We start from the raw sequence: 24,682 nt of genomic DNA, 5'->3' as shown, positions 1-24,682 counted from the left end.
CCCGTCCATCGAAACGACGACGCGCTGCCACCCGGGCCGGGTGACAGCGCGTCGGTACTACGTGATGCGGACTATTTGCCGCCCTGTCCCGCGACGGCGGCGGCGCCCGCGGCGGCCGCCTCCGGGTCGAGGTACTCGTGCGGGCGCACCGGGCGGAGGTTCTCGTCCAACTCGTACCGCAGCGGGATGCCGGTGGGGATGTTCAGACCCGCGATGTCGTCGTCGGAGATCCGGTCGAGGTGCTTGACCAGCGCGCGCAGCGAGTTGCCGTGCGCGGCGACCAGCACCGTCTTGCCGGACAGCAGATCCTTGGAAATGGTCGACTCCCAGTACGGCACCATCCGGTTCACCACGTCGAGCAGGCACTCGGTCTTCGGCACCTCGATGCCCGCGTAGCGCGGGTCGCCTTCCTGGCTGTACTCGTTGGCCGGGTCGATCGGCGGCGGCGGGGTGTCGTAGCTGCGCCGCCACAGCATGAACTGCTCGTCGCCGTACTTCTCCCGGATCTGCGCCTTGTTCTTGCCCTGCAATTCGCCGTAGTGGCGCTCGTTGAGCCGCCAGTCCCGGATCACCGGGATCCAGTGCCGGTCGGCGGCGTCCAGCGCGATGTTCGCGGTGGAGATCGCGCGACGCAGCAGCGAGGTGTAGACGACGTCCGGCAGGATGCCGTGCTCGGCCAGCAGTTCCCCGGCACGCTTGCCCTCGGCGATGCCCTTGTCGGTCAGATGCACGTCCACCCAGCCGGTGAACAGGTTCAGGGCGTTCCATTCGCTTTCGCCGTGGCGCAGCAGCACGAGGGTGTACGTCATGGGGTCATCCTCCCATGTGCGCTCGGGCCGGTCGCATCGGTTCCCGTCCGGTCGCCGCGACGCCCGCGCGAAAGCGCGATGTCAGGCCGGTTCCTCCGTGGCGAGCACGCCCGCGCCCGCCAGCGTCGCCCCGTGGCTGATCGCGGAGAGTTCCACGTGCAGTCCGCGCAGGAATGTCAGCCCGGCGTGCGCGTGCACCGCGGCGCGCAGCGGATCCCACAGCGGCGCACCGGATTGCGCGAAGCCGCCGCCGATCACCACCCGGTCGACGTCGAGCAGCGCGGCGGCCGAGGCGATCGCCGCGCCGAGCGCGGTGCCCGCCCGGTGCAGCGCCGCGACGGCGATCTCGTCGCCCGCGTGCGCGTCCGCGGCCAGCCGCGCCCCCGTGCCGCCGGACCAGCCCTGCTCGCGCGCCCAGCGCACCGACGACATGCCGCTCGCGACCGCCTCGACGCAGCCGCGGCCGCCGCAGCCGCACGGCGTGTCCCAGCCGGGCACGACGATGTGCCCGACGTGCCCGGCGTTGCCGGTGCGCCCGAGCAGCACCTTGCCGCCCGCCACAATTCCGCCGCCGATCCCCGACGACACCGTCATGGCCAGCGCGTCGCGGACCCCGCGCAGCGCGCCCATGCGGTGCTCGGCCAGCGCCAGACAGGCGCCGTCGATGGCGAAACGAATGGCGGCGGCGGGAAACAGCTCCCGCACGGCGGCGACGATCGGAAAGCCCGCCCGCCACTCGGGAATGTTCAACGGACCCGTGACGCCCGCGCGCACATCCACCGGCCCGGCCGCACCGATCCCGACGGCGCTGACGGGCTCCGGCCCCGCGACCGCGAGCAGCAGGTCGCGACAGGCGTCCCACACCCCCGCGCCGGGCACGTCCACCCGGCGCACGTCGCGCACCTCGGCGCCGGGGCCGACCACCCCGGCCGCGAACTTCGTCGCGCCGATGTCAAGAGCGAGAATCGCCACCGCCGTCCCTTCACCGAACCGAACCACCCGCGATTGTCACCCGGCGGGCCGGACCCGGCGAGGACCGGCTACGGCTTGTCGGCGGAATCGACCAGATGCTCGAAGGCGCGCAGGTTCTGCAGCGACTCGCCGCGCGAGACGCGCCACTTCCACTCGCGCCGAATGGATTCGGCGAAGCCGAGTTCCAGCAGCACGTTGAAGTCGGCGTCGACGGCCTCCAGCACCTGCCCGAACACGCGGTCCAGTTCGTCGGCGGTGACGGCGTGCCCGGACATGCGGCCGACCAGATAGATGTCGCCGACCCGGTCCAGGGTGTACGCGACGGCGTAGAGCCTGCGGTTGCGGCGCAGCAGGAACTTGTACACGCCTTCGAAGTTCTCGTCCGGCTTACGGCAGACGAACGCTTCGAAGCGAACCCCGTGCTTGCCCACCGTCACCATCACGGTGGTCTTGAGCTTGCGCTCGCCGGGCAGGACGACGACGAAGGTCTCCTCCCCCGGCCGGGTGTATTCGATCTCCCGGTCCCGCAGCGTCTCGTCGATCAGCCGCGCGGTCGTCTGTACCTCGTTCACCGGCGTACTCCCATCCGGCGCCGCCACAGCGCCCGCGATCTCGCCTGACTGTTCTCACCGAGCAGTGCGGCCGTCCGCTCGCCGGCCAGGCCGTCGCGGCCGGCGGCCGCCCGGTCGTACGCATCCTCCCGCACATCGCTGTGCGCCAGGCCGCGACCGCCGAAAACCGCCCGCTCGTCCCGGAAACCGGCCATGGCCGCGGCGTAGCTGGCCAGCAGCCCGTCGGCGGTGTGCGCCCAGGAGAAATTGGCCGCGTGCGTGACGGCCCGTTCGCCCATCCTGCGCAGCCGGTCCGGGTCGTCGAGCAGGTAGCGCAGGGCGTTCGCCCAATCGGCGGTGCGGTGGCCGGGGACGAGCAGCCCGGACACCTCGTGCCGCACGGCCGTGCCGAGACCGCCCACATCGGCTGCCAGCACCGGCGTGCCGCTGGCCTGCGCCTCGATCGCGACCAAGCCGAAGGACTCGTTGTAGCTGGGCACCGCGACCAGGTCGGCGGCGCGGTAGACCAGCACCAGCCGCTGCGGCGGCTGTGGAGGCAGGAAGCTGACCCGCTCGGCGATGCCCAGTTCGGCGGCCAGCTCGATCAGCGCGTCGGGCCGCTCCAACCCGCTGCCGGACGGACCGCCGACGATCAGCACGCGCAATTTGCGTTCCGGGTCGGCGCGCAAGACCTCGGCCGCGGCGCGCACCAGCACATCGGGCGCCTTCAGCGGCTGGATGCGCCCGACGAACGCGACGATCCGCTCGTCGGCGGCCAACCCGAGCTCGGCGCGGGCGGCGGCCTTGTCACCGGGGCGGTAGCGAGTCAGGTCGGCGCCCGGCGGCACGACGTCGATGCGCTCGGCGTCGGCGCCGTAGAGTTCGACCAGCTGGCGTGCCTCCTCGGCGGTGTTGGCGACCAGCCGATCGGATTCGGCGATCACCTGCTTCTCGCCGATCTCGCGGGTCGCCGGTTCCGGACAGTCGCCTTCGGCCAGCGCGGCGTTCTTCACCGCCGCCAGGGTGTGCGCGGTGTGCACCAGGGGCACCCGCCACCGGTCCCTGGTCAGCCAGCCGACCTGGCCGGACAGCCAGTAGTGCGAGTGCACCAGGTCGTAGTGGCCGGGCAGGTGCCTGGCCTCCTGACGCAGCACCTCCGCGGTGAAGGGGCACAGCTGGGTGGGCAGATCGTGTTTGTCCAGCCCCTCGAACGGGCCTGCCACCACGTTGCGCACCAGCACGCCCGGCGCGGCCTCTTGGACGGGCGGAACGTTCGACGCGGTGGCCCTGGTGAAGATCTCCACCTCGGTGCCACGGCGAGCCAGCTCGACGGCCGTCTGCAGGACATAGACGTTCATCCCGCCCGCGTCGCCGGTGCCCGGCTGAGCGAGTGGTGAGGTGTGCACCGATAACACGGCGATACGGTTCGGCCGTAGGTCCAGGCGCTGACTCACACTATCCATAGTGCACGTTGCGTTCCCCGGCCCAGACACGCTATCCGCGGCAAGTGAGAGCTATCACAGGGCAGACATGAATCCGATCACAGGCTCTCGGTGAACGCGCTCACCTCCGCGACGAACCGCGCACGGTCCTCGATGAACAGGCCGTGCTGAGCGCCTTCCCAGAGCGAGACACGCGCGTTCGGCACCGCCTCCGCGATGTACCGGCCGTTGTCGACGGGGACCACCCTGTCGGCCGTCCCGTGCAGGACGAGCACCGGAACGTCCAGCGTGCGGAGGGTCTCGGTGTTGTCGACGGTCCGGTAGAACAGCGCTTTGCGCACGGCGGGCGGGGTCGCGAGACTGGCTCCGAACAAGCGTTGCGCGTCGGGTCCCTTGTCCGCGCCGGGGCCGGTGTTCGCGTTGCCGAACACGCCGAAGGCGCGCACCGCCCGCCCCGCGCTCTCCTCGAACACGCCGGGAATCGCCTCCTGCATCATGCTGCCGGTCGCCGCGCCGGGCACGCCGGGACCGATGTTCGCCATCGAGCCGGTGTAGACGACGCCCGCGACCGCGCCGGTGCCGTAGGCGGTCAGATAGTCCGACAGCACGATCCCGCCGTAGGACCAGCCCAGCAGCACCGCGCCGGACACGATGTCCTCGGCCGCCAGCACCGCGGCGACGTCGGCCGCCCAGTTCTTCGGATCGTCGTAGCCCACCGCGGGCGCGTCGGAGTAACCGTGGCCGCGCAGGTCGACGGCGATCACCCGGAAGCGCGCGGCGAGGTCCTCGGCGGCACCGCCCCAGCAGCGCAGATTCGCCGACCAGCCGTGCAGCAGCACCAGCGGCCTGCCCTGCGCCGGACCACTCACCCGGTAGACGATGTTCGTTCCGTCCGCGCTCAGCACGTCCCGTATAGCCATGCACCGAGGCTAACCGTGCTCGCGGTGACCGCACGGACCCGGCGAACCGGGCGCACCTAGGATCTGTTCGCATGAGCACTCGCACCGCCGTCGTCACCGGAGCCAGCTCGGGAATCGGGGAGGCCACCGCCCGCGAACTGGCGAAGCAGGGCTACCACGTCTACGTCGGTGCGCGCAGGGTCGATCGCCTGCGCCGCCTCGCCGACGAGATCGGCGGCACCGCGGTGGAACTCGACGTCACCTCCGACGAGTCGGTGCTGGCGTTCACCGAAGCGGTCGAGCGCGTCGACGTGCTGGTCAACAACGCGGGCGGCGCCAAGGGCCTGGCCCCGGTGGCCGAAGCCGACCTGGACGACTGGCGCTGGATGTGGGAGACCAACGTGCTCGGCACGCTGCGGGTCACCAAGGCGCTGCTGCCGAAGCTGATCGCCTCCGGCGACGGGTTGATCGTCACCGTCACGTCGGTGGCCGCGTTCACCGCCTACGACAACGGTTCCGGTTACACCTCCGCCAAGCACGCCCAGGCCGTGCTGCACCGCACGCTGCGCGGCGAGCTGCTCGGACAGCCGGTGCGGCTCACCGAGATCGCGCCCGGTGCGGTGGAGACCGAGTTCTCGCTCGTGCGTTTCGGCGGCGACGCCGAGCGCGCGGCCAAGGTGTACGAAGGCATCGATCCGCTGGTCGCCCAAGACATCGCGGAGGTCATCGGGTTCGTCGCGTCGCGGCCGGCGCACGTCAACTTGGATCAGATCATCATCAAGCCGCGCGACCAGGCGGATGCGGGCCGGTTCGCCCGCCGCACCTCATAGCGCGAAACTATCACCCGACGCGAGGCGCCGGTCCGGCCGCGGATTGCTGGACCGTCGCTCTTCGCCCGGAGCCGTTAGCATCCGAGAAGCCGCAAGCGTAAGGACATCGGATGGGAGTGATTCGGCTCATGCTCAAGGGCTTCAAAGAGTTCCTGATGCGCGGGAACGTCATCGACCTCTCGGTCGCCGTCGTCATGGGCACCGCGTTCACCTCCGTGGTGACCTCGGTGACCAAAGGCGTGATCAATCCGCTGCTCGCGGTGTTCGGCAGCACCAATCAACTCGGCCTCGGCGTGCAGCTGATCCCGTCCAAGCCGGCCACCTTCATCGCCATCGGCCCGATCATCACGGCCGCCATCGATTTCGTCATGGTCGCCGCGGTGCTGTATTTCGTGCTGATCCTGCCCATGAAGACGATCAAGAACCGCTTCGGCACGCCCAAGGCGGCCGAGCCGACCCAGATCGAGCTGCTGACCGAGATCCGCGACCTGCTCGCCGAACGGCACGACGCGGTTCGCGCCCAACGCGCGGCCGATCGGGAGGTCGAGAAGGAACACGCCGACGATGCGACCGAAGAGCAGAACGTGAAGGTGCGCTAGCACCGGTCAGCGCGCTCCGGCGGGTTGCGGGGGCAGGGGCGTGGCGGAGACGACGGCCGACGGCGCACCTTGCAGCGCGGACATGGTTTTCCAGGTGTCCCAGTCGATCGTCCAGTCGTAGAGGTCGCCGTCGGCGGCCGAGAGCGGGATCGAGGTGCCGGTCACCTCGACCGGGTCGCCGTACAAGGACGTGGGGAAATACGCCTGGGCATCGGCGGGTGACAGATTGATGCAGCCGTTGGTGACGTTCGCCGACCCCTGCGCCGAAAGGGATTCCGGGTTGGCGTGGATGAATTCGCCGTTGTTGGAGATGCGTACCGCCCAGCGTTCGCGGACATTGGTGTAGTACGGCGGATTCGACATCATGAAGTCCTCGTACTTCTCGGTGACCACGTGGATGCCGGAACGAGTGACGTTGCGCGCCTCGTTGCCCTCGCCGTAACTGACCGCGAAATCGAAGAGCGTCTGCCCATCGCGGACCACCTGCATGCGGTGACTCGGCGCGCTCGCCTTGACGATCTGGCTGCGGCCGATGCGGAAATCGGTGGTCAGATCGGAATCGCCGTAGTTGCCGCCGCCCAGGTCGAGGCCGTAGAGCCGGGCCGAGACGTGCACGCTGGTCCCCGGCGTCCAATAGTTCTTCGGACGCCAGTGCAGGCGGGAGCCGCCGTCGTCGGGAAACCAGGCCCACGCGCCTTCGGTGGGCGGGTCGGTGGTGATCGTGAGCGCCTTCTCCACCGCCGCCTTGTTCGAGACGGAGGACTTGAACTGCAGGATGATCGGCGCCGCGATGCCGACTTCCTGGTTGTCGCCGATGTTCAGAGTCGCGGGGACGGTGCTCTTGGGCGTGAGGGTGTGGAACGAGCCGTCGATCGGGATGGGCTTGCCGTCGGTGCCGACGGCGGTGCCCGACCAGGTGTAGGTGGCGTCGTAGCCGAGCGGCTCGGTGATGGTGTAAGCGCGCCGGTCCGGTGCGAGTTCGCCGCGGACCTGTTTGCCCGCGGCGTTGGTCAGCGCGATCTGATCGATCGTGCCGTCGCTGATCGTCACCGAGACCGGGGCGGTCGGGTTGACGTTCGCCGCGTCGTCGGCGGGAGCCAGCGTCGCTTTGGCGATCGGACCCGTTGCGGGACGCGGCTTGCCGGAGCCGCGGTCTATCGTGCAGCCTGCCACCGTGGCGACGACCACGAGCAGGACGGCCGACACCACGGCAACCGATCGGCGGATCATCGTGCGGTGGTTCACTTCGTCGAATCTACGCGCGGCGCAGGGCGCGGTTCGTCGGCGCAGCGTGTGGTGTCGGCCTCAACGGGTCAGAGCGTGACACCCACGGTGACCGGTTCGGGTTCCAGCCGGATCCCGAAACGCTCGGCCACGCCGTCGCGGACGGTCCGGGCGAGCGCCACCACGTCGTCGGCATTCGCGCCGCCGCGATTGGTCAGTGCCAGTGTGTGTTTCGTCGACAGCCGGGCCGGCGCGCCGTCGCCGGGGAAGCCCTTGGCGAAACCCGCCCGCTCGATCAGCCAACCCGCGGAGAACTTGACCCCGTCCGGCGCGGGGTAGGTCGGCACCGCGACGTCGCCCACGTGCGCGGCGATCGCGGCGCGCACCTGGGCCACCCGCTCCGGCGCGACCACCGGATTGGTGAAGAACGAACCGGCGCTCCACGTGTCGTGGTCGGCGGGATCGAGGACCATGCCCTTGCCCGCGCGCAACCGAAGCACCGCCTCCCGCACCTGCGCGGCGGGCCGGGACTCGCCGTCCGCGGCGCCCAGCCGGGAGGCCAGTTCGCCGTAACGCAGCGGCACGCTGGAACCGTCGGCGCGCAGGGCGAAGTCGACCGCGAGCACGACGGCGTCGTCGCGGTGCTTGAGCACGCTGGTGCGGTAACCGAAGCCGAGTTCGCCCGGCTCCACCCAGCGGATCTCGCCGCTGGCGCGATCGAGCAGACGCACCCGGCGCAGCAGGTTCGCCACCTCGGCGCCGTAAGCGCCCACGTTCTGCACGGGCGTCGCACCCGCCGAGCCGGGAATGCCGGACAGGCACTCCAACCCCCCGAGACCCGCCTCGACCGTCGCGCGCACCACGGCGTCCCAGTTCGCTCCGGCCTCGGCGACCACACCGCCGTCGCCGATCTCGACGCCGGTGGTCGCGATCCGCACCACGACGCCGTCGAAGCCGTCGTCGCTGATCAGCAGATTGGAGCCACCCGCGAGCAGCAGCACCGGGACACCCGCGGCGTCCAGCGCGCGGACCGTCGCGACCAGCGACTCGGTCGTCGCGCATTCGGCGACCAGGGCGGGCCCGCCCACGCGCAGCGTGGTCAGCTCCGCCAGCCGCACGTCGGCGCGCAGCCGCGCGCCGGTATCGGCGAGAAGATCCGAGGGCACCACTCGTGAAGTTCGCACGAAGCTAAACGGTAGCGTGCACGCCGAGGAGTAGTGCGGCCGCTGATGGCTACTAGCTGGCGTATTCGGCCCACGAGCGGATCGGACAGCACGACTCGTGTAGCGCGAACCGCACACGGTAGCGTGTGGAGCCATGGCTACACCGCTGGCGTACACGGCCCGCTACACCCATCCGACCGCCGCGGTGCGCGCGGCCTTCGCGAACGATCAGTACTGGAAGGATCGCATCGCGCAGGTCGGCGGCCCGAACGCCCGGCTGGAGTCGGTCACCGTCAGCGGTGACGAGGTGCGCGTCGAGATGGTGCAGGCCATCGCCGCCGAACAGCTCCCCGCCGCGATCACGGCGGTGCGGCCGGGGGATCTGATCATTCCGCGCGTCGAACACTGGACCGGAGACCAGGCCACCTTCACCGCGCGCGTCGATGGCGCGCCCGCCGAGGTGCGCGGAGCCATCGCCTTGGCCGCCGACGGCTCCGGCGCCGTCACCACGGTCGACGGCAGCATCGAGGTGAAGATCCCGCTGTTCGGCAGCAAGATCGAGAAAGCGATCGCCGAGCACCTCACCGAGCTGCTGAAGAACGAGGCGGAGTTCACCGACAGCTGGCTCGCGGCGCACTGACCGGCCCCGGGAGCGCGGTCACTGTTCGACGTCACATCGTGCGGGCCCGGCGTTCGTGTCAGTTCCGCACTCCACCCGCCCGGCGAGGTCGGCGCCGCCGGTCCCGGTAACGTGTGAGCCCATGGCACGCCGATTGGACTACTCCGCCCGCTATCCGCTGCACACCACAAAAGAGCTGTACGCGGCGCTGTCGAACCGCGACTACTGGGACGCGCGGATGGAAGAGATGCGGAAGTACACCCCCGGCAACGAGGTGGTCCGGCTGGAGGCGGGTGACGACGGGATCTCCGTCGAACTGCACCACGTACTGCCCCGCGACATGCTCCCGGAGATCGCCCAGACGGTGATGCGCAAGGACATGGTGATCACCCGCAAGGAGTTCTACAGCCCGTACGCCGAGGAGACCACCGGCAAGTACTCGGCGTCCATTCCGGCGGGCCCCGGCAGCCTCGGCGGCACCATCCGCCTGTTCTCCACCGACACCGGCTGCACGATGCGCTTCTCGTCCGAGGCGAAGGTGTTCATTCCCATGGTCGGCCCGCGCCTGGAACAGCTGATGCTGGTCAACCTGGTCGACCTGTTCCGCGGCGAGGCCGAGTTCACGGTGCAGTGGCTGGAAGAACAGCACCCCACTCGCTGACCAGACCGGTCGGCACCATCACTCGTGGCACCACCGCCGTCAACCGGCTCCGCCGCAGCGACCGCTGGCTGATCAACGACGAACTCGTCGCCGACCGGCTGCGCGTCGCGCCCGATCCGCTGGTCGTCGATCTCGGGTACGGCGCGAGCCCGTGGACCACGTTCGAGCTGGCCGCCCGGCTGCGCATGATCCGCGCCGACGTGCGAGTGGTCGGATTGGAGATCGACCCGCAGCGCGTGGTGCCCGGCCGCGACGGCGTCACCTTCGCCCGCGGCGGATTCGAATTGGCCGGGCTGCGACCGGTCCTGGTGCGCGCCTTCAACGTGCTGCGCCAGTATCCGGAATCGGCGGTCGGCGCGGCATGGTCGACGGTGCTGGCCGGGCTGGCGCCGGACGGGCTGCTGGTCGACGGCACCTGCGACGAATTGGGCAGGCGCTGTGCGTGGATTCTGCTCGACCGGGACGGGCCGCGCTCGCTCACCCTGGCCTGGGATCCCTTCACCGTCGAGCGTCCCTCCGACCTCGCCGAACGCCTGCCGAAGGCGCTGATCCACCGCAACGTGCCCGGTGAACCGATCCACGCGCTGCTCGCCGCCGCGGATCGCGCCTGGGCGCACGCCGCGCCGATGGCGCCGTACGGCCCCCGCGTCCGCTGGCGCGCGGCGGCGCGGGCGCTGCACGCCGAAGGTTTCCCGGTCCGCCATTACCGCCGCCGCCTGCGCGACAACGTGCTCTCGGTGCCGTGGTCGGCGGTGGCGCCGCTCGGTTAGCCGGCGCGGTTTCGTCACGCTACGGCAAGCGCCCGGTACACCCGGCGCGCGGCGCGCGGCGACAAACGCGCGCCCGCGTCGGTGATCTCATCGCCCGCGCAGCGGTGGATGGCCACCGCGTCGGCAACCACCTCGTTCAAGGCGGACTGCCCGATGTCGGCCTCGGCCAGGTCGAGCACCGTGCGCACCGGCGTGGTCACCAGGAACGGCCCCGCCGACTCCACATCGGCGCCTGCCAGCGCGCGGCGGACCACCACCAGTCGCGGCGGCACCGGCGGGCGCCCCGCCCGCGCCGACAGATGCAGGAACCGCGGGCGCAGACTGCCGAGCCCGTGCAGGTCCGCCGCACTCTGATGGGAGACGACCGCGGCGCCGTCGAACCACGCCGCCCACATCGCGTACTCGTCGAGCGGGCCTTCCGGCCACCCGGCCAACCGGAGCATCCCGACTCCGGCCCTGGTCACCGAGCCGTCGCCGAGACCAGCCCGCACCCGCGCCCCGCACCCGGTGCGCAGCACCTGACGAGTTGTGAAGAAACCGGCGTGCCGACCGGCCCAGCGACGCAGAACGCGCCATCCTTGTTCCGCGGATCCGATCGCGCGGCTCGCCGCTTCGCCAGCCATGGGCATCAGGCTACGCTCGGTCGCAGTGCTTCATGTCACATTCGAACCCCTCACTGCCTCCTCAGAGACGGCACAGAAAGGTCGGGAAGAATTTTGGCCATGAGTACGGACGCAACCTCAACCTCGACGGGCAACCGGCGGCGGCGGGCCCTGCTGATCGCCCTGACCGTGGTAGCGGTTCTGCTCGCCACGGTGTTGGTCGGCGGCGAGGCCTACGCCAGGCACACGGTGTCGAACTGCATCAGCTCGCAGTTCGAGAAGGAGATGGGGTCGAAGATCGACGTCAGCTTCGGGCCCAAGCCGATGCTGCTCACCTGGATCGACGGCAAGGTGCCATCGGTCAAGGTGAACAGCGACGACTCCAAGTTCGGTCCGGCCGTCGGGATGGTGGTGCACGCCGTCTTCCGCGACGTCGACGTCGCCGACCAGAACGGAAGCGTGATCGGCAGCTCCTCGGCCGACGTCACCTGGAGCAACGAAGGGATCAGGGAGACCCTCGGCGGCATGGTCAGCGGGGTGAGTTCCTCGGCGAGCACCGGCATGCTCACCCTGTCGGTGCTCGGCGGCTTCGCCGAACTCCAGCTGAAGCCGCAGATCGTGAACGGCGCGGTGCAGGTGGAGACGATGTCGGCGCAGTTGCTCGGCATCGGCCTGCCCTCCGATCTGGTGCAGGGCATCGTCGACCTGTTCACCAAGAGCCTGCAGAGCTACCCGCTCGGCATGACGGCGACCGACCTGAAGGTCACCGACTCCGGTGTCGATGTCCACCTCTCCGGTGGGCGAACCCAGCTCGAGTCCGCGAGCGACAGCTCCGACACGCGCTGCTGAACCGGCGGTGCCGCAAGGGCTCCCGGCTTCGGTCAGGCCGGGAAGCCGTCGAGGACTTCGCGCGATTTCGACAGCCCGAGCCGGGTCGCGCCCGCGGCGATCAGCTCCGCGGCCGCCTCGGCGGTCCTGATACCGCCACTGGCCTTGACGCCGAGCCGGTCGCCGACCGTTTCGGCCATCAACCGCACCGCGTGCGCGCTCGCGCCGCCCGCGGGATGAAATCCCGTGGAGGTCTTCACGAAATCGGCGCCCGCGCGTTCGGCGACCTGGCAGACCCGCACGATCGCTTCGTCCGGCAGCGCGGCGGATTCGATGATCACCTTCAACAGCGCCCGATCGCCGACCGCTTCGCGCACCGTGACGATGTCCGACAGCACCGCCGTGTAATCGCCCGCGCGCGCCGCGCCGACATCGATGACCATGTCCACCTCGGCGGCGCCCTGGTCCACCGCCAGCCGCGCCTCGGCGCCTTTGACCAGCGAATGATGCTTGCCGGAAGGGAATCCGGCGACCGTCGCGACCACCAGTCCGGGCGCGCGCACCGGCAGCATGGACGGCGACACACAGATCGCGAGCACGCCCAGTGCCCGCGCGTCTTCGATCAGCGCGCCGACCTGCGCCGGCGTCGCCTCCGGCGCGAGCAGCGTGTGATCGATCATGGCGGCCACTTCGGCCCTGGTCAGCGACGTGGAACTAGCCATGGGGTCAGAGTGTGGCATACCGGACGCGAATTCCGTTGCGCGCCTGGCGGCAGTTCCCGCACACTCGTAGCTGATGGCGCATCGGACAACGTGACGCCACGGTCGACCGACCGACGTGCGCGGATGGGCCCTACTTCGTTCGGGAGGAGACGACCGTGCTGATCCGTCGCGAACGCGTCGACGACGCCGCTGCGATCGCGGCGGTGCATCGCAGCGCATTCGCACCTCGCTATGCCCACGCCGCCGCGTCCGGTGATCGTCCCGGCGCCGACCCGCCCGAGGTGGAGCTGGTCGCGAAGTTGCGCAGCGACGAGGGCTGGATCCCGACGCTGTCGCTGGTGGCGATCGAGCACGAGAGCGTGATCGGCCACGTGTGCCTGACCAGAGCCGCCGTCGGCCCGTTCCCCGTGCTGGCGCTCGGCCCGATCGGCGTTCTCGCCGGCCATCAGGGCGCCGGAGTCGGCTCAGCCCTCATGCACGCGGCGCTCGGCGCCGCCGACGCGCTCGACGAACCACTGATCTGCCTGCTCGGCAGCCCGGAGTTCTACCCGCGCTTCGGTTTCCTCCCCGCCGCCCGCCTCGGCATCACCCCCGACGACCCGGCCTGGATCAGCCACTTCCAGGTCCGCGCCCTGTCGGCCTACGACTCCCGGATCACCGGCGAATTCCATTACGCGGAGCCGTTTTACCACCTCTGAGCGCCTCGGACGGCCCGGATGCCGATGCGACGCCGACGGCACCGGTTTCACACTCGGCGTAGGCGACGGGCGCACGCACTACCGATCGGTGGCGAAGGCGCGGCGAATGCCGGGCGGCGCACCTGGGAGGATGTGCTCATGAGTTCCGCTCCACCCGCCCTGGACGACCGCCGCTACGTGCTGACTCTCGGCTGCCCGGATCGGCCGGGCATCATCGCCAGGATCACGTCGTTCATCGCCGAGTTCGGCGGCTCGATCGTGGAGGCCGGGTATCACTCCGACGCGGATACCGGCTGGTTCTTCACCCGTCAGGCGATCAGGGCCGCGACCGTGCCGTTCGGCATCGCGGAACTGCGCGACCGGTTCGCCGGGGTGGCGGCCGATCTCGGCCCGGAGAGCGAGTGGCAACTGCTGGACTCCGGCGCGCGCCGTCGCGCGGTCCTGCTGGTGAGCAAGGACGGTCATTGCCTGCACGACCTGCTCGGACGCGCCGCCAGCGGGGAACTGCCCGCCACCATCGAGGCGGTGATCGGCAACCACCCGGACCTGGCCGCGATGACCGAGGCGCACGGGGTGAAATTCCATCACGTGCCGTTCCCCACGGACCCGGCCGAGCGCGGCCCCGCGTTCGAGGAGGTGCGCGCCCTGGTGGACGCGCACGACCCGCACGCGGTGGTGCTGGCGCGGTTCATGCAGGTGCTACCCGCCGAACTGTGCGAGCACTGGGCGGGCAAGGCGATCAACATCCACCACAGCTTCCTGCCATCGTTCGTCGGCGCTCGCCCCTACCACCAGGCGTTCGCCCGTGGCGTGAAACTGATCGGAGCCACCTGTCACTACGTGACCGCGGAACTGGACGCGGGCCCGATCATCGAGCAGGACGTCATCCGCATCGACCACGCCGACGAAGTGCGCGACATGGTCCGCCAGGGTCGCGACATCGAGCGGGTGGTGCTGGCGCGGGGGCTGCGCTGGCATCTGGAGGGCCGGGTCCTCGTACACGGCCGCAGGACGGTCGTCTTCTCCTGACCGGCGCGAACGGACCGGCGCGTCAGCCCGCGAGATCCGCGCGGCGGGCCTTGTTCGCCGCGGTCAGAACACGCGCGAGTTCCTCGTTGAACCGCTCGTAGGCCTCGACATTCCCGAGATGACCGGTGGGCAGCACCTGGTAACGCGCGAGACTGCCGGTCTGCCGGAGCAGTTCGACGATGCGTTCGGAGTGCACCGGCGGCGTCATGTCGTCGAACTGTCCCGAGATCACCGTCGTCGGCACGACCAGGTTCCGGGCCGCCTCCCCGACATCCATCGTGGCCAGCAGGAAACCGAACTTCGAGCGCACCCGGGCCGGGCACGACCGCACGATGGCCATGCTGAAATCCAACAGCTCGCCTTTGGCCGCCGTGCTGAGGATCTGACGCGCGAACAGCCAGCGCACCGGGGCGATGGGCGGGAAGACCATCGGAGCGCCGAGCCCCAGCCTGCCGAACAGGAACGGCAGCGGCACCTTCAGTTGCAGCAGCCGCAGCGGCCGGTTCAGCAGCGGCACGACCGTGGTCTCCAGGATCAGCCGGTCCGCCGCGGTATTGGTCAGCAGCACCGCGAGCGCTTGGCGCGCGACCCGCTCCGGGTAGCGCCCGGCCCACGCCTGCAACGTCATGCCGCCGAGACTGTGACCGACCAGCACCGCCCGCTGCCCTGGCGCGAGCGCGGCGTCGAGCACGGCGGCCAGGTCGTCGGCCAGCAGATCCATGGTCAGCTCGCTGGAGCCGTAGTCGCTCTCGCCGTGACCGCGCTGGTCGTAGGCGATCACCCTGTATTCGCCCGCGAACGCGTTGATCTGCGGATTCCAGTATTCGAGGCAGCAGGTCCATCCGTGCACGAGCACGACGGCCGGTGCGTCCGACGGCCCGTAGGCGTGTACGCGCAGGCGGGCGCCGTCACCGGCCCGGACCGGAATCACCTCGCGGGCCGCGGTCGGTGGGTTGAACGCGGCGGTCCGGTAGGTACGGGAACGCAGGTCGGCGCTGTGCGCGTCGCGCAAGCTCCGGAGCAGGCCCGGGAAGCTCGTCAACGCGGTCGGCAGCATGGCACGCATCGGACACTCCTTTGTGTTACTGCTAGATACAGTAACCCCGATTCGCGCCGCTTGCTAGTGCAAGCACCCTTACTCGTCGGCGAACTCCACCCTCACCAGCGCGGACCCCGCTGCACCTCGTCCACCTTCGGCCGCACGTCGGCCAGGTAGACACCCGTGGCGATGATCGCCGCGAAGGAGAGCAGGCCCAGACCCGCGGGCGAGAGCAGGAGCACGAGCACGGCCGCCCCGAGAATCGCCAGCCAGATCGGCTTGGTCAGCTTGTCCACCGCGGTGAACGCGTCCGGACGCTGACGCACGGCGTGGATCAGCGCGAAAATCGTCGCACCGAGCGCCGCCAGCCACAGCACCAGCAGGATCATCCCGGTCAATCCGTGCACCATATTCACCCCACCCATCATAGAAGCAACGCCCTCGCGCACCAGGGGTGCGCGAGGGCGTCGAATCGCTTCAGCGGCGGGCGGTTCAGGCCTTCTTGGGGGCGGCCTTCTTCACCGGAGCCTTCTTGGCGGCCGGGGTGGCGGCCTTCTTGGCCGGCGCCTTCTTCGGCGCGCCGTTGGTCACCGGAGCCGGGGTGGCCTCAGTGGTCACCTCGACGACCTCGGCCTCGACGACCGGCGCCGGGGCGGCCACCTCGTCGGCCTCGATCTCTCCCTCGGCCTTGGCCGGGCGGCCCAGCAGCCCGTTGACGCGCTCGAGCACGTCCTCGGCGCGGCTGACCGCGTCGCCGTAGAGGGTCTCGACCTTGCCGATCCGCTCGTCGACGACCTGGTTGGCGCGCAGCCGCTCGATGGCCTCCTCACCGCGGACGGCGAGGTCGGCGTAGAGGTCGAGCGCCTGCCGGTAGTACTTCTCGGCCAGCGCGCGCAGCTCCTCTGCGGTGAACTTCTCGCGCAGCTCGGCGAGGTCGTCCGGCAGTTCCGCGGGCAGGCCGGACAGCCGCTCGCGCAGCGACTCGAATCGGTCCTGGACATCGGCGGGAACGTTGGCGAAGCGCTCGCGCGCCTCCTCCACCCGGGCCTGCACCTCGGTGGCCGCCGCGCGCTCGCGCACCTGGGCGAAAACGTCGTTGACGGCGGTGTAGAGGGCGTCACCCGCGCCGACGGTGGCGAGCAAGGGCTTGGTGACGGTGGCGTTCTTCTCGGTCATGGTGTTTCGTTCTCCTGGCGTGGCGGAGTTTCGGTTGTCGTGCGCGGAACGTCGCTGTCCCATACATCCCCCCCTGCCTCGTTTCCTCCGTTTTCCCGGCGAAACGATTCATAGATGTCCAGGAGCACCTGCTTCTGCCGCTCACTGATGAACGTGTCGGCGAGCAGTGCGTCCCGGACCGGACTGTGCGGCCGCTGCTCGAGATAGCCAGCCCGTACGTACAAGACCTCCGAAGAGACCCGCAGCGCCTTCGCGATCTGCGTGAGCACTTCGGCGGACGGATTGCGCAGTCCGCGCTCGATCTGACTGAGGTACGGATTGCTCACCCCCGCCAGCTGGGCGAGCTGACGCAACGAGACTTGCGCGGCTTCTCGCTGCGCCCTGATGAAGCCTCCGATGTCGTGCGCCGCACTGACGACGCGACCCCCTCGTTCCCCGGCGCCGGACGAATGCTCGTCCGATCTGTCGGTGTACTCGGCGGAAACCTCGGGCTGGTCAGCCATCACTCACCTTCTGGCGGGTTGTACGAATTCGATTCTAGGTCAGGGTGCTAGCTATTGCAAGCAGTCTGCTAGCAGAGTTTCGGCAAACGTTCCGCACGCCGCGGATCAACCGCCGAACATCAAGTGGGAAATCGTGTAGATCGCCAGTCCGGCAAGCGAACCGACGACGGTTCCGTTGATGCGGATGAATTGCAGATCCCGGCCGACCTGCAATTCGATCTTCTTGCTCGCCTCGTCGGCATCCCACCGGGCAACCGTGTCGGTGACCAGGGTGCTGATCTCACCGGCATAGTTTTCCACCAAGTACCGCGCGCCGCGATCGATCCAGCCGTCGACCTTGGCCCGCATCTCCGCGTCGTCGCGCAGGCGCTCGCCGAGCTGCTGCACGTTCTCGGCGACCTTGCGCCGCAGCGTGCTGTTCGGATCGTCGGCGGATTCCAGGATCAGCCGCTTCGCCGCGCGCCACGTGGCCGACGCCAGCCCGGTGATCTCCTCCCGGCCCATGATCTGCGCTTTGACCCGCTCGGCCTTCTTGATCATGGCGTCGTCGAATTGCAGGTCCTCGGCGAATTCCTCCAGGAACCGATTGGCGGCGAGACGGACCTCGTGCTCGGGATCGGAGCGGACTTTCCAGGTGAACTCGACCAGTTCCCGGTAGATCCGTTCGGAGAGCAGGATGTTGACGAATTTCGGCGCCCACTGCGGCGCGTCCCGCAAGACGATCCGATCGATCGTCTCCTGGGATCCGAGCGCCCATTGGTGCGCGCGCTCGGCGAGCAGGTCCAGCAGCGCCAGCTGCCGGTTGTCGGCGAGCAGTTCCGCGAGCACCCGCCCGATCGGCGGACCCCACAGCGGCTCGGCGATCCGCTTGACGATGGTGTTGTCGATGACCTGCTCAACGTCCTCGTCGCGCAGCACGCCGACGACGGCGCGCAGGATCGTCGAACTCTCCTGCGCCACGCGCGCGGCGTGACCCGGGTCGGCCATCCAGCGCCCGACCCGCAGGGAGACCTGCGCGGAACTCAGCTTCGCCGACACCACTTCCGGCGCCAGGAAGTTGGTGCCGACGAAAGTGCCGAGACTGGCGCCGAGCTGGTCTTTCTTCCGCCGGATGATCGCGGTGTGCGGGATCGGTAGGCCGAGTGGATGACGGAACAGGGCGGTCACCGCGAACCAGTCCGCCAGTGCGCCGACCATGCCCGCCTCCGAGGCGGCCCGCAGGTAACCGACCCAGTCGCCGCCCGCACCGCGCGATTCGGTCCAGCGGCAGAACAGATAGATCGTGGTGGCCAGAGCGAGCAGGCCGGTGGCGAACGCCTTCATCCGCCAGAGGTCACGACGCTTGGCCGCCTCGTCGAGCACGGCGGCGAAGCCGAGGGGCGCGGCGGCAGGCGCGGCGGGGGCGTCCAGCACCGCGGTGTTGCCGGGGGCTTTCTCCATGTCTCCCATTCTGCTGTGCGCGGCGCAGTGGCGAGCGGGGCGAGCGACTTCACACAAATCCGACGCACCGGGCCTGCGGACTGTGGTTCCTACCGCATCCGGGCTCAAAAGCGCATATCACGGGTAGCGGGGACCTAAGCTGGTAGCCACCGGAGCACTTACGAACGAGGGAGCCCACGCTGTCCACCGAAGACCTTGTCGATATCGGCGAGCGACCGTCGGCGGTGCGCGGCGGCCGGATGGACGGCCGCAAGCGCCGGTGGCGGCAACACAAGATCGATCGCCGCGAGGAGCTGGTCGACGGCACCCTCGCCGCCGTGCGCACCAGGGGCAGCAACGCGGGCATGGACGAGATCGCCGCGGAGATCGGCGTCTCCAAGACCGTGCTCTACCGCTACTTCTCCGACAAGAACGACCTGGTCCACGCGACCATGCAGCGGTTCATCGAGACCACGTTGATGCCGCGGGTGTACGGCGCGATCAGCCTGGACGCCGACGAGTACCAGCTGGTGCGCTCCGCGCTGGCCGAGTACGTCGGCACGGTCGACGAGGACCCGGAGGTCTACCGCTTCATCATGGGCAACGGCTCGGCCGACCAGTCCTCGCTCGCGGAGTTCGAGAAGCTCTTCGCCGAGGTGGTGTGCGCGGTCATCACCGAGCGCGCCAAGGATCGGGGCGTGGCGACCGAGGGCGCGGCGCTGGCGTCGTATGTGCTGGTCGGCGGCATTCAGCTGGCCACGCACTGGTGGTCGACCAACAAGTCGCTGTCGCGCGAGGACGTGATCGACTACCTCACCATGCTCGCTTGGAGCGCCATCGAGGGCATGGCCCGCGCGGGCGGTTCGCCCGCGGCGTTCAACGCGCAGCCGCACGTGCTGCCCACCCCCGAGACGCCCGCCCAAGACTGAATCGAGCCATCGGCCCCGGCGCTAGCTGGACCGCTTGCAAAAGTTCGCGAGCACTGTCGACTTTGCCGGAACCTTGGTTAGTCTGAACCCGAGCGGTGCGCCGAGTGTGTTGCGTCACCGCAGGCGCCGTACTCGACGGCGGTGCGCGCGGGTCACCCTGGTCCCGCCCGCTGCCGCCCGCGTGTCCGTCGCTCCGACCGCGGCACCAACGGAGGTACCTCGATGGCGAAGCAAGTACCGACCTCTCGGCTTGCTCGTGGCACGAAGCTGGGCGCGGTGGCAGCCAGTTCGGTCCTTCGCAACCAGCGCACGCGGTTGACCATGCGAGGCAGATCCGAGGCGGTCCGGGCGAAGATGGCCGAGGAGTCGATGATCCGCACCACCGAACAGGTGGTCACGGTGCTCGGCACCATGAAGGGGGTCGCCATGAAGCTCGGGCAGATGATGTCGGTGCTCGATCTCGATCTGGTGCCGGAGGATCATCGGGAGCGATTCCAGAAGCGCCTGGCCGTGCTGCGCAACGCGGCCCCGACGGTCTCCTTCGCGGCCATGCGCGAGGTGATCGAGGACGATTTCGGCAAGCCGCTCGACGCGGTCTTCGCCGAGTTCGACGCCGAGCCCGTCGCCGCGGCGTCGATCGGCCAGGTGTACCGGGCCCGACTACACGACGGCCGCCAAGTCGCGGTGAAGGTGCAATATCCGGGCATCGACGCCGCGGTGCGCGCCGATCTGAAGAATCTCGCCATGTTCCGGCGCGTGCTGCAGTCCGCGATGCCGTGGGTGACGCCCGCCGTGCTGGACGAGCTGCGGTTGAACATGGAGGCCGAGCTCGACTACCGGGCCGAGGCGGCCACCCAGTTGCAGATCGCCGAGCTGTACGCCGGGCATCCGTTCGTCATCGTGCCGCGCTCGCTGCCGGAGTTCTCCACCACGCGGGTGCTGGTCACCGAATACGTGGAGGGCAAGGGCTTCGAGGAGATCCGGCAGCTGCCCCAGGCGGAGCGCGACCGCATCGGCGAGATCATCTACCGGTTCTACGTCGGATCGTTGTTCACCTTCAACGAGTTCTGCGGCGATCCCCATCCGGGCAACGTGCTGCTGGCCGGGGACGGCCGGGTCGGCTTCCTGGATTTCGGGTTGTTCAACCGCATGGACGCCGAGCACGTGCAGTTCGAACTGGTCTGCCTGCGGGCCGCCGCCGAGGATCGCGCCGAAGACCTGCGCGAGTTGATGATCAAGCGCGGCGTCATCGATTCACCGCAGGAGATCGGCGCGGAGGAGTGCCTGGAATACGTGCTGGCCGCCTCGGAATGGTGTCTGGTCGACGAGGAACTGACCATCACGCCCGAGCTTGCCAGCGGCGCCTTCCTGCTCGCGGTCGATCCGAGAGCCAGCGAGTTCACCGGGATGAAGCAGCAGAACCTGCCGCCGGAGCATCTGTTCTCCCGCCGCGCCGACTTCCTGACCTTCGGCATGCTCGGTCACCTCGGTTGCACCGCGAACTGGCATCGCATCGCCAGGGAATGGCTCTACGACGAACCACCGGTCACCGAGCTGGGCCGGGCCCATTACGCCTGGCTCGCCGACCGTGGCGGCGCCGCGCCGCAACGGCCGCGCAAGAAGACCACGAAGTAGCCGCCGACCGGCGACACGACCGCAGAACGGAAGACCATGGCAGACACACGGGAATACGACCTAGTGCTCTTCGGCGCGACGGGTTTCGTCGGCAAACTGACCGCGGAATATCTCGTCGGGGCCGCGCCGGAATCCGCGCGGATCGCGCTGGCCGGACGATCGCTGGACAAGTTGACCGCTGTGCGCGACGGCCTCGGCCCGAAGGCCGCGAAGTGGGGCCTGGTGGTGGCCGACTCGAACGACCAAGCGGCGCTGGACGAGCTGGCGGCGCGCACGAAGGTCGTGGTCACCACGGTCGGCCCGTACCTGCGCTACGGGATGCCGCTGGTGGCGGCGTGCGCCAAGGCAGGCACCCATTACGCCGATCTCACCGGCGAGCCGCTGTTCATTCGCGACGCCATCGACGCCTACCACGAGCAGGCCACCGCCACGGGCGCGAAGATCGTGAACTCCTGCGGTTACGACTCGATTCCGTCCGATCTGAGCGTGTATCAGCTGTATCGCCGCACGGTCGAGGACAACACCGGTGAGCTGGCCGACACCACGCTGGTGGCTTCGCTCAAGGGCGGGGTCAGCGGCGGCACCATCGACTCCGGCCGCGCCATGATGGAGGCGATCGCCGCCGACCCGGCCAAGGGCAAGGTGCTGTCGCACCCGTACTCGCTGAGCCCGGACAAGTCGATGGATCCCGACGTCGGCCGCCAGTCCGATCAGGCGCTGTCGCGGGCGAGCGCCATCGACCCGAGCCTGGACGGGTGGGTGAGCACGTTCGTCATGGCCGCGCACAACACCAAGGTCGTGCGCCGCTCCAACGGCCTGCTCGGCTGGGTGTACGGCAAGAACTTCCGCTACCGCGAAGTGATGAGCGCGGGGAAGTCGCGGGTGGCGCCGCTGGTCGCGGCCGGCATGGCGGGCGGCATCGTGGCGGGCATGACCGCGGGGGCGCTGCTGTCGCGGGCGGCGGCGGGCCGCAAGCTGCTCGATCGCGTGCTGCCCAAGCCCGGCACCGGGCCGAGCGAGCAGGCCCGCAAGAGCGGCTGGTTCAGCATGAAGACGTTCGCGCACACCACCTCGGGCGCGAAGTACGTGGCCACCTTCGCCGGCTCCGGCGACCCCGGCTACCAGGCCACCGCCGTGCTGCTCGGCGAGAGCGGCCTGTGCCTGGCGTTCGACACCGACAAGCAACCCGACCTCGCGGGCATCCTCACCCCGGCCGCGGCGATGGGCGACGCGCTCACCGAGCGGCTGCGCGCGGCGGGCATGACGATCGCCGTCGACCGCGCCTGAGGGACGTATGCCGGTGAATCTCGCACGGAAGACGATGAACGCCCCTGCGCTCGCCGCGGTGTACGAGCGAGCGTGGCGGCCAACCCTGTTCTATCTCGCCAGCGGGCGCACCACCGCGTCCGACCGGCGTGACGCGGTCGCCACCTTGCGGCTCGGCGGCGCGCAAAGGGTGCTCGATATCGCCTGTGGGCCGGGCAATTTCACCAGGTATCTGAGTGAGGCGCTGTCCGGCGACGGCTACGCGATCGGCCTGGACTACTCCGAGCCGATGCTGGCGCGCGCCGTCGCGGACAACGCCGGACCGCGCGTGGGGTATCTGCGCGGCGACGCGCGCAGGCTCCCGTTCGCGGACGGAACCTTCGACGCGGTCTGCTGTTTCGGCGCGCTCTACCTCATCCCGGACCCGCTCGTCGCCGCTCGCGAGATGATCCGCGTCCTCGCCCCGGGTGGCCGCATCGCCATCACCACCAGCCACCGAGCCGCCAATCCGATCGGTGAGATGAGCCGGGTGGTCGGCGGTTTGAGCGGGCTGCGGGTGTTCGGCGGCCGGACCTTTCCCGCCCTGTTCGCCGAGGAGGGCTTGGTGGAGATCGATCAGCGGGTCCATCGCCTGCTCCAGTACGTCAGCGCGACGAAACCCACACGCTAGGTCGCCGCGTTCGGGCGCGGTGCTCGTGCGCCGGTGACGGCTCGGGTCAGGGATTCGAGCTTGTCCACGGTGCGATCGAGCGGGCGGGTGCCGCGCTCCACCCGGCACATCGCCACCGCGCCCTCGACCGCGGCGATGATCAGGGTGGCGGTCTGCTCGGCGTCGGACGCGCTCGCGCCGTGGTCGCGCAACGACCGCGTGAACAGCCCGGTCCAGTTGTCGAAGGCGGCCGCGGCGGCCCGTTGCGGTTCGCCGTCGTCCCCTTGCGCCTCGATCGAGACCGCGAGCACCGGGCATCCGGCCTGAAAGTCGTTGTCGGCCAGCACCTTCCGCCACATGTCCGCGAACGCTCGCAATCCGGCGACCGGCCCGGCGGACAGCCCTCGCGCCAGTTCGCGGGCGGCCAGCGCCTCAGCGAAACGCACGGCTTCGGTCGCCAGCTGCGCTTTGCCGCCCGGAAAGTAGTGGTAGGTGGAGCCGAGCGGCGCCTGGGCGTGTTTGGCCAGGTCCCGCACGCTGGTCGCGTTCAGGCCGTGGCGGCGGATCATGTCGGCCGCGCCGGCCACCATCCGATCCCGCGCCTGCGGCGTTTCGGCCACCCTTCTCCTCCCTTGTCCATGACGACTGTCATAGCCTACCGCCCGTGGCGGAGCCGGTGCCGTGCACCGCGGGTGTGGTCGACCTGCCGCGACGAAGGTCAGCCGATGTCCTGCACCACCTTTCGCTGCGGGTCACCGGTGGCGCAGCCGGTACCGACGACGAGCACGGTGATGGCGGGCGGGCGCGGGCCGCTGAGCAGGACGAGCACCGCGTCGCCGCCCCGGAACGCGATGTCGGCCGAGCCGAGCACCGCCCGGTCGAGCCCGTTCGCGTGGACGCAGCGCCGTAACGATTCCGGGTCGGCCAGAGGCCCGGTGACGGTGTGGCGGCCCAGCGTGCCGAGCGCCATGGTGGCGGTGAGCTCGTCGTCGCCGATGGCGAGTTGTGCGGTGGGGACGGGGGCGTCTCGGCCGTCCATCGGCGCGATGACCGAGCCCGCCGCGGCGACGGTCACGATCACCGCGGCTGCCGTCGCGAACCTGCGGGCCCTGGTGCGGCGGTGCTCGCCGATTGTGAACACGGAAACCGTGCCGGAACGGGATTTCCGGCCATCGAAGCGGAATCGGCCCGCGCGGATACGCGGAAGCGCGTGGGCGTCCTCGGGCGCTGGGAGTGCGTCCATGAGTCGGGCGAGCCGGGCGGCGACGTCCTCCGGCATGGTGTGGACGACGCGTTCGTCCCGGTTCAACGCACCCAGCTCGGCGCTGACCTCGTCCAGCCCGCGCAGGTACCGCGATGCTTCCGGATCGCGGGAGACGATCGGCCACAACCGCTCGCGCTGTGCGGCAGTCACATTGCCTGCGTGCAGATCGGCCAGTAACGCGGGCGGAAACGGAGGCCGCGGCACCGTCCGGGTGGCCATCGCACCTCCGTTGTTCGCATCCATTGAAAGCTGGTCACTGTTATTGACGCACCCCGGCCATTCCCGGTTCCACGGATCACACAGAAAATTCGATTGAACTTCCGATCGCTGCCGCGTAGGCGCGCAGCGGCTTTCGATCGCCCTCGGGCAGGCCGAGCCATGCCC

The 24,682-nt window shown here is 69.7% G+C and carries 28 protein-coding genes; 12 read left to right on the top strand and 16 right to left on the bottom strand.

Annotation, left to right across the window (positions count from 1 at the left end; all coding sequences use genetic code 11):
* Nucleotides 1-71 precede the first annotated feature (71 nt).
* The 5 genes from NB3_RS05255 to NB3_RS05235 all read right to left on the bottom strand — a co-directional run bounded on the left by NB3_RS05255 (nucleotide 72) and on the right by NB3_RS05235 (nucleotide 4,694).
* Nucleotides 72-809: a phosphoglyceromutase gene (locus NB3_RS05255; protein ID WP_067797308.1), complete on the bottom strand. Its 738-nt coding sequence runs from the start codon at nucleotides 807-809 to the stop codon at nucleotides 72-74.
* An 81-nt stretch (nucleotides 810-890) separates the two neighbouring features.
* Entirely contained in the window at nucleotides 891-1,781 is an 891-nt protein-coding gene (locus tag NB3_RS05250) for an ROK family protein (protein WP_067797306.1), read from the bottom strand.
* Between the two features lie 68 nt (nucleotides 1,782-1,849).
* Entirely contained in the window at nucleotides 1,850-2,353 is a 504-nt protein-coding gene (locus tag NB3_RS05245) for a type III secretion system chaperone family protein (RefSeq protein WP_195083151.1), read from the bottom strand.
* A complete protein-coding gene (gene mshA, locus NB3_RS05240) occupies nucleotides 2,350-3,795 on the bottom strand; it encodes a D-inositol-3-phosphate glycosyltransferase (protein ID WP_067797301.1) in 1,446 nt (481 codons plus the stop codon). Before mshA ends, NB3_RS05245 begins: the two co-directional genes overlap by 4 nt.
* Before the next feature lie 77 nt (nucleotides 3,796-3,872).
* Entirely contained in the window at nucleotides 3,873-4,694 is an 822-nt protein-coding gene (locus tag NB3_RS05235) for an alpha/beta fold hydrolase (RefSeq protein ID WP_067797300.1), read from the bottom strand.
* Between the two features lie 71 nt (nucleotides 4,695-4,765).
* Between NB3_RS05235 and NB3_RS05230 the strand changes: the two genes are divergently transcribed.
* Together NB3_RS05230 and mscL are read left to right on the top strand one after the other, a co-directional pair.
* Nucleotides 4,766-5,503, top strand: coding sequence for an SDR family NAD(P)-dependent oxidoreductase (locus NB3_RS05230; RefSeq protein ID WP_067797298.1), 738 nt, complete (start codon nucleotides 4,766-4,768; stop codon nucleotides 5,501-5,503).
* A gap of 128 nt (nucleotides 5,504-5,631) precedes the next feature.
* The gene (mscL, locus tag NB3_RS05225) at nucleotides 5,632-6,102 is read left to right on the top strand and encodes a large conductance mechanosensitive channel protein MscL (RefSeq protein WP_067797296.1); all 471 of its coding nucleotides are present in this window, start codon (nucleotides 5,632-5,634) and stop codon (nucleotides 6,100-6,102) included.
* Nucleotides 6,103-6,108: 6 nt separating this feature from the next.
* Here the strand turns inward: mscL and NB3_RS05220 are convergent, their stop codons facing one another.
* Together NB3_RS05220 and NB3_RS05215 are read right to left on the bottom strand one after the other, a co-directional pair.
* Nucleotides 6,109-7,332 (bottom strand): L,D-transpeptidase, encoded by a 1,224-nt coding sequence (locus NB3_RS05220; protein ID WP_067797377.1) that lies wholly within the window; start codon nucleotides 7,330-7,332, stop codon nucleotides 6,109-6,111.
* Between the two features lie 83 nt (nucleotides 7,333-7,415).
* Nucleotides 7,416-8,510, bottom strand: a complete 1,095-nt coding sequence (locus NB3_RS05215) for a UDP-N-acetylmuramate dehydrogenase (RefSeq protein ID WP_244891776.1) — start codon at nucleotides 8,508-8,510, stop codon at nucleotides 7,416-7,418.
* Between the two features lie 133 nt (nucleotides 8,511-8,643).
* On the opposite strand from NB3_RS05215, the gene NB3_RS05210 reads away from it, so the two are divergent.
* The 3 genes from NB3_RS05210 to NB3_RS05200 all read left to right on the top strand — a co-directional run bounded on the left by NB3_RS05210 (nucleotide 8,644) and on the right by NB3_RS05200 (nucleotide 10,539).
* Nucleotides 8,644-9,129, top strand: coding sequence for a DUF2505 domain-containing protein (locus NB3_RS05210; RefSeq protein ID WP_067797294.1), 486 nt, complete (start codon nucleotides 8,644-8,646; stop codon nucleotides 9,127-9,129).
* A 121-nt stretch (nucleotides 9,130-9,250) separates the two neighbouring features.
* Nucleotides 9,251-9,769, top strand: a complete 519-nt coding sequence (locus NB3_RS05205; RefSeq protein ID WP_067797293.1) for a DUF2505 domain-containing protein — start codon at nucleotides 9,251-9,253, stop codon at nucleotides 9,767-9,769.
* A complete protein-coding gene (locus tag NB3_RS05200; RefSeq protein ID WP_067797292.1) occupies nucleotides 9,739-10,539 on the top strand; it encodes a methylase in 801 nt (266 codons plus the stop codon). Before NB3_RS05205 ends, NB3_RS05200 begins: the two co-directional genes overlap by 31 nt.
* A gap of 14 nt (nucleotides 10,540-10,553) precedes the next feature.
* Here NB3_RS05200 and NB3_RS05195 read toward each other — a convergent pair whose 3' ends face one another.
* Nucleotides 10,554-11,162, bottom strand: a complete 609-nt coding sequence (locus NB3_RS05195) for a hypothetical protein (RefSeq protein ID WP_067797375.1) — start codon at nucleotides 11,160-11,162, stop codon at nucleotides 10,554-10,556.
* Nucleotides 11,163-11,261: 99 nt separating this feature from the next.
* Here NB3_RS05195 and NB3_RS05190 point away from each other — a divergent pair, with 99 nt between their 5' ends.
* Nucleotides 11,262-11,990, top strand: a complete 729-nt coding sequence (locus tag NB3_RS05190) for an LmeA family phospholipid-binding protein (protein ID WP_067797290.1) — start codon at nucleotides 11,262-11,264, stop codon at nucleotides 11,988-11,990.
* Nucleotides 11,991-12,022: 32 nt separating this feature from the next.
* Here the strand turns inward: NB3_RS05190 and deoC are convergent, their stop codons facing one another.
* Nucleotides 12,023-12,691, bottom strand: a complete 669-nt coding sequence (deoC, locus tag NB3_RS05185) for a deoxyribose-phosphate aldolase (protein WP_067797287.1) — start codon at nucleotides 12,689-12,691, stop codon at nucleotides 12,023-12,025.
* A 155-nt stretch (nucleotides 12,692-12,846) separates the two neighbouring features.
* Here deoC and NB3_RS05180 point away from each other — a divergent pair, with 155 nt between their 5' ends.
* Nucleotides 12,847-13,389, top strand: coding sequence for a GNAT family N-acetyltransferase (locus tag NB3_RS05180; RefSeq protein WP_067797284.1), 543 nt, complete (start codon nucleotides 12,847-12,849; stop codon nucleotides 13,387-13,389).
* Nucleotides 13,390-13,527: 138 nt separating this feature from the next.
* Complete coding sequence (gene purU / locus NB3_RS05175; protein ID WP_067797282.1) at nucleotides 13,528-14,418, top strand: formyltetrahydrofolate deformylase; 891 nt, start codon at nucleotides 13,528-13,530, stop codon at nucleotides 14,416-14,418.
* Nucleotides 14,419-14,440: 22 nt separating this feature from the next.
* On the opposite strand, the gene NB3_RS05170 is transcribed toward purU, so the two are convergent.
* The 5 genes from NB3_RS05170 to NB3_RS05150 form a co-directional block, all read right to left on the bottom strand.
* Nucleotides 14,441-15,484, bottom strand: a complete 1,044-nt coding sequence (locus tag NB3_RS05170) for an alpha/beta fold hydrolase (protein WP_084485799.1) — start codon at nucleotides 15,482-15,484, stop codon at nucleotides 14,441-14,443.
* 92 nt (nucleotides 15,485-15,576) lie between these two features.
* Entirely contained in the window at nucleotides 15,577-15,867 is a 291-nt protein-coding gene (locus tag NB3_RS05165) for a DUF2516 family protein (protein ID WP_040870424.1), read from the bottom strand.
* Nucleotides 15,868-15,949: 82 nt separating this feature from the next.
* Nucleotides 15,950-16,633, bottom strand: a complete 684-nt coding sequence (locus NB3_RS05160; RefSeq protein WP_067797277.1) for a heparin-binding hemagglutinin — start codon at nucleotides 16,631-16,633, stop codon at nucleotides 15,950-15,952.
* Nucleotides 16,630-17,136: a helix-turn-helix domain-containing protein gene (locus NB3_RS05155; RefSeq protein ID WP_067797276.1), complete on the bottom strand. Its 507-nt coding sequence runs from the start codon at nucleotides 17,134-17,136 to the stop codon at nucleotides 16,630-16,632. The genes NB3_RS05160 and NB3_RS05155 overlap by 4 nt, the downstream gene beginning before the upstream one ends.
* 105 nt (nucleotides 17,137-17,241) lie before the next feature.
* Nucleotides 17,242-18,576, bottom strand: coding sequence for a DUF445 domain-containing protein (locus NB3_RS05150; RefSeq protein ID WP_174553169.1), 1,335 nt, complete (start codon nucleotides 18,574-18,576; stop codon nucleotides 17,242-17,244).
* Between the two features lie 224 nt (nucleotides 18,577-18,800).
* On the opposite strand from NB3_RS05150, the gene NB3_RS05145 reads away from it, so the two are divergent.
* From NB3_RS05145 to NB3_RS05130, 4 genes are all read left to right on the top strand, one after another.
* The gene (locus tag NB3_RS05145) at nucleotides 18,801-19,484 is read left to right on the top strand and encodes a TetR/AcrR family transcriptional regulator (RefSeq protein WP_157111537.1); all 684 of its coding nucleotides are present in this window, start codon (nucleotides 18,801-18,803) and stop codon (nucleotides 19,482-19,484) included.
* A 222-nt stretch (nucleotides 19,485-19,706) separates the two neighbouring features.
* Nucleotides 19,707-21,119, top strand: coding sequence for an ABC1 kinase family protein (locus tag NB3_RS05140; protein ID WP_067797270.1), 1,413 nt, complete (start codon nucleotides 19,707-19,709; stop codon nucleotides 21,117-21,119).
* A gap of 36 nt (nucleotides 21,120-21,155) precedes the next feature.
* The gene (locus NB3_RS05135) at nucleotides 21,156-22,406 is read left to right on the top strand and encodes a saccharopine dehydrogenase family protein (RefSeq protein ID WP_067797265.1); all 1,251 of its coding nucleotides are present in this window, start codon (nucleotides 21,156-21,158) and stop codon (nucleotides 22,404-22,406) included.
* Between the two features lie 13 nt (nucleotides 22,407-22,419).
* Nucleotides 22,420-23,055, top strand: coding sequence for a class I SAM-dependent methyltransferase (locus tag NB3_RS05130; RefSeq protein WP_067797370.1), 636 nt, complete (start codon nucleotides 22,420-22,422; stop codon nucleotides 23,053-23,055).
* Here the strand turns inward: NB3_RS05130 and NB3_RS05125 are convergent.
* Nucleotides 23,052-23,654 carry a TetR/AcrR family transcriptional regulator gene (locus tag NB3_RS05125; RefSeq protein WP_307693623.1) on the bottom strand — a complete coding sequence of 201 codons (603 nt, stop codon included), beginning with the start codon at nucleotides 23,652-23,654 and terminating at the stop codon, nucleotides 23,052-23,054. The genes NB3_RS05130 and NB3_RS05125 overlap by 4 nt on opposite strands.
* 98 nt (nucleotides 23,655-23,752) lie before the next feature.
* Entirely contained in the window at nucleotides 23,753-24,517 is a 765-nt protein-coding gene (locus tag NB3_RS05120; protein WP_067797259.1) for an RsmA family anti-sigma factor, read from the bottom strand.
* Between the last annotated feature and the right edge of the window lie 165 nt (nucleotides 24,518-24,682).

This window comes from Nocardia beijingensis NBRC 16342, from assembly GCF_001612785.1.
Lineage (GTDB): Bacteria > Actinomycetota > Actinomycetes > Mycobacteriales > Mycobacteriaceae > Nocardia > Nocardia beijingensis.
Note: the sequence above shows the minus strand (reverse complement) of the source record. Positions and strands in the feature narration are given on the sequence as shown.